Annotated in this window: 10 protein-coding genes and 1 tRNA gene; 6 read left to right on the top strand and 5 right to left on the bottom strand. The window is 66.1% G+C overall.

Annotation, left to right across the window (positions count from 1 at the left end):
• The first annotated feature begins 117 nt into the window (after nucleotides 1-117).
• The 6 genes from EG19_RS01035 to hutI all read left to right on the top strand — a co-directional run bounded on the left by EG19_RS01035 (nucleotide 118) and on the right by hutI (nucleotide 3,890).
• A tRNA-Ile gene (locus EG19_RS01035) sits at nucleotides 118-193 on the top strand.
• Between the two features lie 16 nt (nucleotides 194-209).
• Nucleotides 210-947 (top strand): zinc ribbon domain-containing protein, encoded by a 738-nt coding sequence (locus EG19_RS01030; RefSeq protein WP_161685246.1) that lies wholly within the window; start codon nucleotides 210-212, stop codon nucleotides 945-947.
• On the top strand, nucleotides 944-1,372 hold the full coding sequence (locus EG19_RS01025) for a ribonuclease HI family protein (RefSeq protein ID WP_053334718.1): 429 nt from the start codon (nucleotides 944-946) through the stop codon (nucleotides 1,370-1,372). The genes EG19_RS01030 and EG19_RS01025 overlap by 4 nt, the downstream gene beginning before the upstream one ends.
• Complete coding sequence (locus tag EG19_RS01020; protein WP_038046387.1) at nucleotides 1,369-2,055, top strand: YggS family pyridoxal phosphate-dependent enzyme; 687 nt, start codon at nucleotides 1,369-1,371, stop codon at nucleotides 2,053-2,055. Before EG19_RS01025 ends, EG19_RS01020 begins: the two co-directional genes overlap by 4 nt.
• Nucleotides 2,056-2,112: 57 nt before the next feature.
• A complete protein-coding gene (locus tag EG19_RS01015) occupies nucleotides 2,113-2,637 on the top strand; it encodes a DivIVA domain-containing protein (RefSeq protein WP_038046386.1) in 525 nt (174 codons plus the stop codon).
• Nucleotides 2,634-3,890: an imidazolonepropionase gene (hutI, locus tag EG19_RS01010; protein ID WP_038046384.1), complete on the top strand. Its 1,257-nt coding sequence runs from the start codon at nucleotides 2,634-2,636 to the stop codon at nucleotides 3,888-3,890. Before EG19_RS01015 ends, hutI begins: the two co-directional genes overlap by 4 nt.
• A 13-nt stretch (nucleotides 3,891-3,903) precedes the next feature.
• On the opposite strand, the gene EG19_RS01005 is transcribed toward hutI, so the two are convergent.
• From EG19_RS01005 to EG19_RS00985, 5 genes are read right to left on the bottom strand one after another with little or no spacing between them, the layout of a single operon-like run.
• On the bottom strand, nucleotides 3,904-5,928 hold the full coding sequence (locus EG19_RS01005; RefSeq protein WP_038046382.1) for a mechanosensitive ion channel family protein: 2,025 nt from the start codon (nucleotides 5,926-5,928) through the stop codon (nucleotides 3,904-3,906).
• Nucleotides 5,929-5,939: 11 nt separating this feature from the next.
• Nucleotides 5,940-8,069, bottom strand: coding sequence for an ATP-dependent helicase (locus EG19_RS01000; RefSeq protein WP_038046380.1), 2,130 nt, complete (start codon nucleotides 8,067-8,069; stop codon nucleotides 5,940-5,942).
• A 39-nt stretch (nucleotides 8,070-8,108) separates the two neighbouring features.
• Nucleotides 8,109-9,917 (bottom strand): glutamine--fructose-6-phosphate transaminase (isomerizing), encoded by a 1,809-nt coding sequence (gene glmS / locus EG19_RS00995; protein WP_038046378.1) that lies wholly within the window; start codon nucleotides 9,915-9,917, stop codon nucleotides 8,109-8,111.
• Between the two features lie 2 nt (nucleotides 9,918-9,919).
• Nucleotides 9,920-10,873 (bottom strand): NTP transferase domain-containing protein, encoded by a 954-nt coding sequence (locus tag EG19_RS00990; protein ID WP_038046376.1) that lies wholly within the window; start codon nucleotides 10,871-10,873, stop codon nucleotides 9,920-9,922.
• The gene (locus tag EG19_RS00985; RefSeq protein WP_152543832.1) at nucleotides 10,870-11,823 is read right to left on the bottom strand and encodes a gluconeogenesis factor YvcK family protein; all 954 of its coding nucleotides are present in this window, start codon (nucleotides 11,821-11,823) and stop codon (nucleotides 10,870-10,872) included. The genes EG19_RS00990 and EG19_RS00985 overlap by 4 nt, the downstream gene beginning before the upstream one ends.
• Nucleotides 11,824-11,840: the final 17 nt, after the last annotated feature.

Here is an 11,840-nt window from a genome sequence, read left to right as displayed (position 1 = left end):
TTCGGCTGCCGGCGTACAATTCGCCCTGGGGACGCCCGGCCCCAGTCGGTCTGTGCTCTCTACAGGGAAGCGGCAGCAGTGGTGGCACCGGCTGCGGGCAGAGGACATGGGCGAGAGGGGTCCATAGCTCAGCGGTCAGAGCTGCCGGCTCATAACCGGTAGGTCCCAGGTTCGAATCCTGGTGGACCCACCACATGGGAGGAAACGCTTTGGATACGCGCCTGAAGCTGCAGTACTTTGTGACCCTGCAAACCCTTCTCGAGCAACGGCGCCAAGCCCGCTTTCTTTTGGAAAACCCACCGGAGGAGCTCGCCAGCCACCAGGCCCGTTTTGCCGAAAGGCGCAGGCTCCTGGAAGCTAAAAAGGAAGAGTTGGCCAGAGTAAAAGCCGAACAGGTCGCCCTGCAGCAAGAGGTGGACTCCCTGCACAAAGAGCGGGAGCACTTCCGCAAGCAAAAGAGCATGGTCACCAACATGCGTCAGCTGCAAGCGGTGGTTTCCGAGCTGGACCACGTGGAGGCTGAGCTCAAAACCCGGGAGGAAAAGCTCCTGGCCCTCTGGCAACAGCTGGAAGCCCTGGAAAAGGACGTGGCCAGCTTGTCCCAAGAATCGGACGAGGAGCGCCAGGCCCGGGAACAGCTGGAAGCCGCCTTTGCCGTGCAAAAACAAAAAGCCGAGCAGGACCTGGCGCGCATTGAAGCGCGTTTGCGGGAAACCCAAAAGCTCATGGGCAACGCCAGCTGGGAGGAGTTCAAGAAGCTGTGGAACAGCCGCAAACCCACGGCCGTGGTGCCCATGGACGGCGACTCCTGCTCCGCCTGCCACGCCCAGCTGCGCCCGCACCTGGTGCAGGTGGTGAAGTCGGCGGCCGAGCTGGCCTACTGCGACTCCTGCCGGCGGCTCCTGTACGATCCGGAAACCGTTCAGCCCTTGGTCTTTGAACCATGAGCTTTTTCCGCGTGGAAATTGACGGTGGCGCCTGGGGCAACCCCGGCGAGGCGGGGGCCGGTGTGGTCATCATCCACCCCGACGGCCAGCGGGAAGAGCACACCGTGTACTTGGGGCACGCCACCAACAACGTGGCCGAGTACGCAGCGCTGTTGGCAGCCCTTCGAAGGCTTTTGGAGCTTCAAGCCCAGGAGGTGGCCATCCAAACCGACTCCGAGCTTTTGGCCCGCCAGCTCACCGGAAGCTACAAAGTGCGGGCGCCTCACCTCAAGCCCCTGTGGGAGCAAGCGCAAAAGGCTCTGGCCCGGTTTTCCCGGGTGGACATCCGCGCCGTGCCGCGGGAGCAAAACACCCGCGCCGACCGCCTGGTGGCCGAAGCCATTGCCCACAAGCGCTCCACCTTGCCTTCGCCGCTAGTCCCATGAGCACGGTGGCTGCCAACCTGGCCGCGGTGCGGGAGAGGATCGCCCAGGCCTGCCAGAAAGCTGGTCGAAACCCCCAAGAGGTAAAGATCCTGGCGGTCACCAAGACCCACCCCGCCCAGGTGGTGGAGGAAGCCATTGCCGCCGGCGTGGACGCCATTGGCGAAAACCGCGTGCAGGAAGCAGCCGAAAAAAGGCCGGCGGTGCGCCTCCCCGCTTTCTGGCACCTGGTGGGCCCGCTGCAACGAAACAAGGCCAAAAAAGCCATCGAGCTCTTTGACCTCATCGCCACCGTGGACCGCGTGCCTTTGGCCGAAACCCTGGAAAAGCTCTTAGCAAACCGGGCCAAGGTCATGCCGGTGATGGTGGAGGTCAACGTGGGGCGGGAGCCGCAAAAGAGCGGCGTGTTGGAAGAAGAGCTCCCGCCCCTTGTGAGCTTCCTGCTTTCCCATTGCCCGCACCTGCAGCTTCTGGGGCTTTTGACGGTGCCACCTTACCACCCCGACCCCGAACGCTCCCGCCCCCACTTCCGGCGCTTGCGGGAGGTGGCCCGGCAGCTGGAGGCGGCTTTTCAGCTGCCGCCCCTGCAGCTTTCCATGGGCATGTCCGAAGACTTCTGGGTGGCGGTGGAAGAGGGGGCCACCTGGGTGCGGCTGGGGCGAGCGCTCTTTGGGGAACGCCGGTAAGCGGCGTCACTTTTTTGCGGCCGTGGTAAGCTCAAGATGATTAGGGAGGTTAACCACATGCACCGGCTCACACCGTTGGAGATTCAAGGGGCCTCCTTCCCCAGCAAGCTGCGGGGCTACGACCCGGACGCCGTGCGGGAGTTCCTGCGCGGGCTTGCCGAGCAGGTGGAGGAAGAGGCCAAGCTGCGGGGGGAGCTGCGGGCCCAGGTGGAGATGCTCTCCCGGCAGCTGGAGGAGTACCGGTCGCAAAGCGAGGCGCTCAACGAGGCACTCATTGCCGCGCAAAAAACCGCGGAAGCCACCGTGGCCAAGGCGGAAGCGGAAGCCCAAAGGATCATCACCGAAGCGCAAGCCCTGGCCGATCGGCTGGTGGAGGAAGCCCGCCAGCGCGCGGAAGCGGTGGAAACCGTCATTGCCCAGCTGAAAAGCCAGAGGCGTTCGGCCCGGGCCGATCTCAAGCGGCTGGCCGAGCTCCTGCTGGGGCTTGCCAAGGACGACGAAGCCGCGGAAAAGCGGGAAAACGAGGCTTCCAGCCTGGCGGTGCTGCGGCCCCGGGTCCGCGAGCCCAAACCCCAGCCGTGAGCCTTTTGGTCGTCAACGCCTCCCAGGTGGCCACACCCCTGGGCCAGGGGCCGGCCTGCGGTGCCGCCCAAAGCCGGGTGGCTGTTTTCCCCCAAGCGGTGGTGCGCTGCCAAGGGGAAACCATCGCCTTCGTGGGATCTCTCGAGGAGCACGACCGCCTTTTCCCCCCTCCCCAGGAGGTGCTGGACGCGCAAGGCGGCTGCGTGGTCCCCGGCTTTGTGGACCCCCACACCCACTTGCCCTTTGCCGGCTACCGGGAAGACGAGTTTGACCGGAGGCTGGCCGGTGAAACCTACGCCCAAATTGCCGCCTCCGGCGGCGGCATCGTGAAGACCGTGGCTGCCACAAGGCAAGCCAGCGAAGAGGAACTCTTACGCCTCACGCTGCGGAGGCTCTCGCGGCAGTTGCTCCATGGCACCACCACCACCGAGGCCAAATCCGGGTACGGGCTTAACACCGAGGGCGAGCTCAAGCAGCTGCGGGTCTTGCAAAGGGCAGCGCAGCTGCAGCCGGTGGAGATTATCCCCACCGCCATGCCCGCCCACGAGGTGCCACCAGAGTGGCGCCACAACCCCGAGGGCTACGTGGAGCTCATCCTGCAGGAGATTTACCCGGCCATTGCCGCCGAGGGCCTGGCCCAAGGGGTGGATGTCTTTTGCGAAAACGGGGTCTTTTCCCCCGAGCAAACCCGCAGGCTTCTGGCTCCGGCAAAAGCCTACGGGTGGCGCATCCACCTGCACGCTGACGAGCTCTTCCCGCTGGGGGGAGCGGAGCTGGCCGCCGAGCTGGGCGCCCTGTCCGCGTCTCACCTGCTCCACGTTTCGCCACAGGGCATTCGCGCCCTGGCCCAGGCAGGGGTGGTGGCGGTGGTGTTGCCGGGGGTTTCGTTTTTCCTGCGCGACCGCTACGCTCCCGTGCGGGACCTCATGGCCGCTGGCGTGCCGGTCGCTTTAGCCACCGACTGCAACCCCGGCTCTTCCCACACCGAGTCCATGGCCACCATCATGCAGCTGGCCTGTCTCGGCGCCGGCATGTCCTCGGAAGAAGCCCTGGTGGCCGCCACCCTCAACGCCGCCGCCGCCCTAGGCCTGGCCCACCGGCTAGGCAGCCTGGAGGTGGGCAAGCAAGCGGATCTCGTGGTTTTGGACGCCCCAAACCCCAAGCACCTCGTGTACCACTTTGGCGTCAACCTGGTGCGCCATGTGGTGAAAAAGGGCCGGGTGGTGGTGCGAGACGGGGCGCTGGCGGCTTAACCGCACTGCCACTTCAGTGGGTCCCGCCACCGGCCAGGACCACAGTTCTGGTGGGGAAGGCAAAGGCCGAGCCCTCCCGTTCCACGATTTCGGCCAGGGCAAAGTTGAGCTCTTCCGCTAAAGCCAGGTATTCCTCCCATTCCTGGGTGTCCAAGTGGCAGTACACCTCCACCAAAAGCGCCGACTCCCCAAAACCACGGAAGCGGCAGCGGGCGCCCTCCTGCACCACCCGGGGGTGAGTTGCCAGAAGCTCCCGGATGGCCTTCAGGATGCGCCGCAGCTTTTCCGGCCTGGTGTCGTACACCAGGCTCAGGGTGGGGTTGTAAAGCATGCGGTCCCGGGCCGAGAGGTTCACCACCTCGCTGCCCACCACGGTGCTGTTGGGCACCGTCACCACCGTGCGCTCAAAGGTGCGGATGCGGGTGGAGCGCAATCCCAGGTCCTCCACCGTACCCACCAGGGAGCCAATACGCACCGTGTCCCCCAGGGAAAAGGGGCGGTCGGCCGCAATGGCCACCGCGGCAAAGATGTTCTCCAGGGTCTTCTGGGCGGCAAAGGCCACGGCCACGCCGCCAATGCCCAAACCGGCCAGGGCGGTGGTGACCGGCACCCCGGTAACGTGAAGGCCGGCCAAGAGGCCAAAGGTCACCAGCAAGATGCGGCCGATGCGTTTGAAAATGGGGATAAAGCCAAAGACCAGGCTGTGCTTTTCTTGGGCCTGGGAGGACCACTGGGAAGAAAGGCGGTCCAAAAGCCTTAAGAAAAACCAGGTGGTGGCTAAAATCGCCAAAAGCTTCACCAGCGCTTTGGCCACGTCGGTGGTCATGAGGCCCAACCAGCTCCCACCCGCCCACAGCAGCAAGCTCCAAAGCCAGAGCCCGGCGGGACCATCCAGCGCCTCGGCCAGAGCGTCATCCCAGCTCACCCCGGTGCGGGCGGCCAGGCGGCGGGAGAAAAGCGCCAAGAGGTGCCCCAGGCGCCGGGACACCCAAAAGCCCAGGAAAAGCAGGAGCAGCAGGGAAAGCCACTGCCACAGGGCCAGGCCGGCAAAGGAAACGGCAAAAAAGATCGGGGGTAAATGGTCCCCCACCCAACCGAAGCCGTGTCGGCGGTAGAGGCTGGGGATTTCCGCCACGGTTTCCTGGGCAAAAACCCAGCGGTGACCCACCCCCGGGTCGTAGCGGTCGGCCAAAAGCAAATCCACCTGGCGGCCGCGCACCTCCAGCGTGCCCACCCGCTCCCGGTCCTCGGGCAAGCCCACCTCCGGAACACCCGCCGGATCGTTGCTCACTTTTTCCGGCTGGAAGGGGTGGCGGCGCACGCTCACCAGGTACAAACGGCGGGCCAAAAGCGGTCCCTGCACCGCTTGTTCGCTTTCGGAAAAGGCCGAAAGGTCCAGGTAGTGAGCAGCCTGCTGGAAGTTGCCCTGGGCTGCCGCTTCCAGAAAGCCCTCCAGCGTTTCCCGGGGGCTTGTCTGGGAAAGGTCAGAAGCTGGCGGCAGGCCGGGGTTGAGCTGGGCCTGCGCGGTGGGTTTTTTCCCCTCCACCAGCACCCGGTACCAAAAGGGTGCCGAAGATACCGTTCTCCGCGTCAAAAGCCACGCGACCTCGCCGGTGCTGGCGTCGCGGGTGCGGCGCAACCAAACCTCCCCGGAAATCCCCGAGCGGGAAAAACGCAAGGCCACCACGGTGTTGGCCGGAACTCCGCCTTCCAAGGGTCCTTCCGGGCTTTCCGAGCTGACCGCCTGTGCCCGGGCGGAAAGCCTTGAAAGAACGCGGCACAGCTTCTCGGCCACCTCCGGACCGAGAATTGCTTGCTGCTCTTTGGGGATCTCCGAAAGGTCCAAAAAGTGCGCGGCCCGCCGGAAGTCCTCGGCAGCGCAAGCGGAAAGCAGACCCCTGAAGGAGGCGGCCGGTGTGGAGCGCACCACCTCCGCGGGGGGGCGGCCCAGCCCGGGGTTGATGGCCTCCCGCACCGCCACCTCCAGCCCCCAGAGCGGCGATGCCAGTCCGAAAAGCAGGAAAAGCCTGACCCTCATGCTTGGCAAGTTTACCCCCGGGGCGCTGAAAGCACCTTGAGCGGGGCGACGCTGGGCAAAAGGGTCTTCTTGCCAGCCCGGTCGAAGAACACCACCACCCGGGTTTGTGCTCCAGAAGCTTGCACCTGCAGCACCACGCCGCGGCCAAAGGTGGGGTGCTCCACCTTCATCCCCGGGCGAAAGCCGTTCCTCGCCTCTGGGGCGGGGGCTTCCTGGCGGGGCCGCACCAGAGGTTTGGGCTCCCAGTGCGGTAAGGGCGAGGGCGAGGTTAACCCTTCCCGACGCACCTCGGGCGGCAGCTCGGCGAGGAAACGGGAAGGTCGGGTGGTGCGGGTTTCCCCGTGAAGACGGCGGCTGCGGGCCCAGGTGAGCACCAGCTTCTTGCGGGCCCGGGTCATCCCCACGTACAAAAGGCGGCGTTCTTCCTCCTCGTCGGCAAGCTCCGGCTCCTCCCCCCGCATGAGCGGCAACAGCCCCTCCTCCAAGCCCACCAGGTACACCACGTCAAACTCCAGGCCCTTGGCGGCATGGAGCGTGGAAAGCAGCACCGACTGGGGGGCGGTTTCGGCATCGGCTTCGGAAAGCAGCGCCACCTCGTCCAAAAACGAAGGCAGCGTAAGACCGCGCTGCTCAGCTTCGGCGGCGGCGTTAACCAGCTGGTCGAGGTTGGCAAGGCGCGCCCGATCCTCCTCTTCGCGGGTGTCGTACTGGGCGGCCAGCCCCGATTGCTCCAAAAGCGCCGCCACCAGCTCCCGCAACGAGCCACCGGCCTGCTGGCGGAGGGAGTCCAGCAGCTCCCAAAACCGCGCTAAGGCTTCCCGGGCTCGGGGGGTCAAGGTTTCCGGAAGGCGCCGGGAGGCTTCACAAAGGGAGCACCCCCAGATCTGAGCGGCTTGCCGCAAGCGCTCCAGGGTCACCGCCCCCAGGCCCCGGGCGGGGACGTTCACCACCCGCAGGAAAGCCAGTTCGTCGTCGGGGTTGGCCAAAAGCCGCAGGTACGCCAGGGCGTCCCGCACCTCCGCCCGGTCCCAAAAGCGCACGCCCCCTACCACGCGGTAGGGAACCCCCCAGCGCACCAGCTCCGCTTCCAGCGGCCGGGATAGCGCGTTGATGCGGAAAAGGACGGCAATGGACGTGCGTCCCGCCGCCCTTTCCCGGCGGATATCCGCCACCACCAGACCCGCCTCGTCGCTTTCATCGGCAGCAGCCAGGACCCGCACCGGCTCCCCGTCGCCGGAGCAGGAACGCAGCAGCTTGGGCCGGCGGCGGGTGTTGTGGGCAATGACCGCCGCCGCCGCTTTGAGGATGGGCTCCGCCGAGCGGTAGTTGTTGCCCAAGGTGAGCACCTTGGCCCCGGGGTAGGTGTGCTCAAAGCGCAAGATGTGCTCTAACTCCGCGCCGCGGAAGCGGTAAATGCTCTGGTCCTCGTCGCCCACGGCGGTGAGGTTGGGCCTGGGCCCGGCCAGGTGCCATAAAAGCTCCATTTGCACGGGGTTGGTGTCCTGAAACTCGTCCACCAGGAGGTAGGTGAAGCGCTGGCGCAGAATCTGTCGCAAGCCCGCATCCTCGGCCAGGAGCTTCACCGCCAGCACCAGCATGTCGTCAAAGTCCACCGCTCCTGCGGCCTGCAGCCGCTCTTGGTAGCGCTCCACCACCGCGGACACCAGCTCCGAGGCGGAAACCGCCGAGGACGACCCGTTCTTCCAGCGAGAAATGGCCGCCCGGGCCGCCCGGGGGGAAAGCTGAGTGGAGGGGATCCCCAGCTCCTTGAGCACCTGCTCCACCAGGCGCCGCTGCTCGTCCTCATCGGCAATGGCAAAACGCGGGGGAAGCCCCACCTTTTCCGGGTACTGGCGCAAAAGCGTCAAGGCAAAGCGGTGGAAGGTGCCCACAAACCCACCGCGCAGGGGACCGTGCAGCAGCTTTTCCACCCGCTCGGCCATTTCCCTGGCTGCTTTGTTGGTGAAGGTCACGGCCAAAACGTTGTGGGGTTGGGCTCGCCCCGAGGCCAAAAGCCAGGCAATACGGTACGTCAGCACCCGGGTTTTGCCGGAGCCGGCCCCCGCCACCACCAAAAGCGGCCCTTCCCCATAGGTGACGGCTTCCCTCTGCTCGGGATCCAAGTCCTCCAAGAAACGCACGCCTTCCTCCCGTAGGCGGGCATTGTACCCGGGGAGGGGCTACTCCACGGTGACGCTCTTGGCCAGGTTGCGCGGCTGGTCCACGTCGCAACCCCGCAGCACCGCCACCCGGTAAGCCAAAAGCTGCAGCGGCACCACCGCCACGATGGGCAAGAGCGGCCAGGGGAGGCGGGGCAGGGGGACAAGCCTCTGGGCGATCTCCCGCAGCCGCGGGTGCTCACCATCCCCCACCACGTAGACGGGAGCCTTGCGGGCCCGCACTTCCTCAAGGTTGGAGAGGGTCTTTTCCGTAAGCTCAAAGGCTGGGCACAGGCCAATAACGGGGAAGTCTTCGTCCAAAAGGGCAATGGGCCCGTGTTTCATTTCCCCCGCCGGGTAGCCCTCGGCGTGCACGTAGGAGATTTCCTTGAGCTTCAAGGCCCCTTCCAGGGCGATGGGGTAAAGCACCCCCCGCCCCAGGTAAAGGGCGTTGCGGGCATGCTGGAGCTCTCCCGCCACGCCCTCCACGCTGGAGTCGGTGTGCAGCGCTTGCTGGAGGTCGTAGGGGAGGTGGAAAAGCCGCCGCTCCAGGGCTTCGTCGGCTTCCCCCCGGGCCCGCCGCCACGCCAGGGCCAAAACCAGAAGCGCCACCAGCTGCGAGGTAAAGGCCTTGGTGGAAGCCACGCCAATTTCCGGTCCGGCGCTGGTGGGGAGCTTCACCTCCGAAAGCCTTTCGGCCATGGCCCCCCGCACGTTGCAAATGCTTCCCACCAGCGCTTGCTTGTCCTTGGCCAGGCGCATGGCAGCCAGGGTGTCGGCGGTTTCCCCCGACTGGGTGATCCCCACCACCAGCGAAGAGGGGGGAACAAGCGGCTCTCGATAGCGAAACTCGCTGGCGTAGTCCACCCGGCACGGAACCCCCGCCAGGGTTTCCAGGTAAAACTTGCCCACCAGCGCCGCATGCCAGGAGGTCCCGCAGGCCACCAGGTGCACAGAGGAAAGGCTGCGCAGGAGTTCCGGGGGCAACCCCCAGGGCGTAAGGTCAAACCCCCTTTCACCCACCAGCACCTGCAGGGTTTGCGCGCAGGCCCCCGGCTGCTCGTGGATTTCCTTGAGCATGAAGTGCTTGTAGCCGCCCCGCTCCACCTGCCCGGGGTCCCAATCCAGCACCACTTCGGGCCGGCTTACCGGCCGGTCGGTAGCGTCAAAGATCTGCACCCCTTGCGGGGAAAGGAGCGCCACGTCCCCATCCTCCAGGTGCAGGCAGCGGCGGGTGAGGGAAACCACCGCCGCCGGATCGGAAGCCACCAGCGTTTCCCCCTCACCGAAGCCCACCACCAGCGGCGGGCCCTGACGGAAGGCCACCAGCACCCCGTTCTCCCGCCGGTCCATGGCCACCACCGCAAACTGCCCGGAAAGCCGGCGACGCACGGAAAGGGCCCGCTCCAGGAGGCTTCCCCGCTCCCGGGCCAAAAGGTGGGCGATCACCTCGCTGTCGGTATCGGAGGAAAATTGGGCCCCTTCCCGCTTGAGCTCCTCCTTGAGCTCTACGTAGTTTTCGATGATGCCGTTGTGCACCACCGCGCAGAGCTTTTGGTCGTCGGTGTGCGGGTGGGCGTTGCGCTCCACCGGTGGGCCATGGGTGGCCCACCGCGTGTGGCCAATGGCCACCTGCCCGGAAACCGGGGCGGCATAGGCCTTTTCCAGCAGGTTCACGAGCTTGCCCTCGGCCCGCAAAACCGCCAAGCCCGAGTCCGTGTGCACCGCAATCCCTGCTGAATCGTAACCGCGGTACTCCAAGCGGCGCAGGGCTTCCAGCACCAGGGGCACCGCTTGGCGAAAGCCCACGTAGCCCACGATCCCGCACATGCCTAGCTCCCCCTCATATACGTCAAGGGCGCCACCTGCGTGCCCGGAGCCAGCTGCACATCCTCCAGAACGCTATGGGCACCCACCCGGCACCGTTCGCCCAGCCGGCACTGTCCGCGCAGGTGCACCCCGGGTTCCAGAACGGTGTCCCGACCGATTTCGCAACCCACCTCGATCCAGGTGGTCTCGGGGTCAAAGACGGTCACCCCGTTTTCCTGCCAAAAGCGCACCACCCGGGCGTTGAGCTTTTTGCCCACTTCGGCAAGCTCCCCCCGGGTGTTGACCCCCAGCATTTCTTCGGGGTCCTGCAAGCTCATGGCCACCACCTTTTCACCCCGGGCCACCAGCCCCGCCACCACATCGGTGAGGTAGTACTCCCCCTGGCTGTTGGTGGGTGTGAGCTCCAAAAGCAAGGGGCGGATTTTGGCCACATTAAACACGTAAACCCCGGCGTTCACCTCGCGGATGGCTAGCTGCTCCGGAGTGGCGTCCCGCGCCTCTACGATGGCCATTACCTCTCCATCCCGGCGCACAATGCGGCCGTATGGCCCGCCCTCGTCCAGCACCGCCGAAAGCAAGGCGCAAGCTGCTTTTTCATGCTGGAACGCGGCCACCAGCCGGCGCAAGCTCTCGCTCTGCAAAAGCGGGGCATCCCCGGGGAGGACCAAGGCCAGCTCGCACCCTGCCAGGGCCGGCAGCGCTACCCGCACGGCATCGCCGGTGCCGGCCGGAGGATCCTGCACCACTATCTCCACCTTTTGCCCGGAAAGGAACGCCTCCACCTGCTCCCTACGGTGCCCCACCACCACCACGGTCTTGGCCGGGGCAAGCGGGGCCACCGCTTCCAGCACCCACTGCAAAAGGGGCCGGCCGTGGGCGGGGTGGAGCACCTTGGCCAGCCCGGTTTTGAGGCGCTTGCCCTGCCCCGCCGCCAGAACCACCGCGCCCAGCTTCAAGCCCGTGCCTCCCACAGCTCCCAGAGGGCTTGCGCCAGACGCTTCGGGTCGTGGCGCACCGTGCCCTCGGGCGTGACCTTCAAAAGCTTCCGCGCCTCCACTCTAACCCCGGAAACCCCTTCCAAAGCCACCGGCTCAGCCCCCGCCGCCCGGTAGCGGGCAGCCACCTCCGGAGGCAAAGGCTCGCTGTTGGCCAGCACCACATCCACCTGGAGGGAGGGTGCGTAGGTTTTCAAAGCCTGGAGGTGATCGCCCAGGGAAAACCCCGTGGTTTCGCCGGGTTGGGTCACGAGGTTGGCCACGTACACCTTGAGCGCCCGGCTTTCGGCCAGCGCCTGCACCACCCCCCGCACCAAGAGGTTGGGGATGATGCTGGTAAAAAGCGAACCCGGTCCCAAAACCACCAGCTGGGCCTGCCGCAGGGCTGCCAACACCTCGGGAAGGGCGGGAGCATCCGCGGGCGAAAGCGCCACCCGGCGGGGAGGGCCGGAGGTGGAAATGGCGGTTTCCCCCACCACCATGCGGCCATCGGCGGATTCCCCCACCAGGTGAACGTTGGCGTGCGTGGTGGGAAGCACCATGCCCCGCACCCGCAGCACCTCCCCGGCCAGCCGCACCGCTTGCGAAAAATCCCCGGTGAGGTGGGTGAGGGCAATCATGAACAGGTTGCCCAGGGAATGGCCTCCGGTGGGGCCTTCCCCCGGAAAGCGAAAGGCAAAAAGCCGGGTTAAAAGCTCCTCGTCTTCGGCCAGCGCCACCAGGCAGTTGCGCACGTCCCCCGGGGCCGGCACCCCAAACTCCTGGCGCAGGCGACCGGAAGAGCCGCCATCGTCGGTGACCGTCACCACCGCCGTGAGCGAAGCGAGGGGCAAGGTCTTGGCACCCTTAAGGAGGGTTGCCAGACCCGTACCACCCCCCAGGGCCACCATGCTCACCTCTCCAGCCGTCACGGGGGGAGTATACAAAA

The sequence above is a fragment of the Thermoanaerobaculum aquaticum genome (assembly GCF_000687145.1).
In the GTDB taxonomy this organism is placed as follows: Bacteria; Acidobacteriota; Thermoanaerobaculia; order Thermoanaerobaculales; family Thermoanaerobaculaceae; genus Thermoanaerobaculum; species Thermoanaerobaculum aquaticum.
The sequence above is the reverse complement of the archived record's forward strand: the minus strand, read 5'-3'. Positions and strand labels throughout refer to the sequence as shown.

Coding starts and splice junctions, on each gene's coding strand:
- EG19_RS01025 (WP_053334718.1), top strand. CDS start 944: ATGAGCTTTTTCCGCGTGGAAATTGACGGTGGCGCCTGGGGCAACCCC.
- EG19_RS01020 (WP_038046387.1), top strand. CDS start 1,369: ATGAGCACGGTGGCTGCCAACCTGGCCGCGGTGCGGGAGAGGATCGCC.
- EG19_RS01005 (WP_038046382.1), bottom strand. CDS start 5,928: ATGAGGGTCAGGCTTTTCCTGCTTTTCGGACTGGCATCGCCGCTCTGG.
- EG19_RS01015 (WP_038046386.1), top strand. CDS start 2,113: ATGCACCGGCTCACACCGTTGGAGATTCAAGGGGCCTCCTTCCCCAGC.
- glmS (WP_038046378.1), bottom strand. CDS start 9,917: ATGTGCGGGATCGTGGGCTACGTGGGCTTTCGCCAAGCGGTGCCCCTG.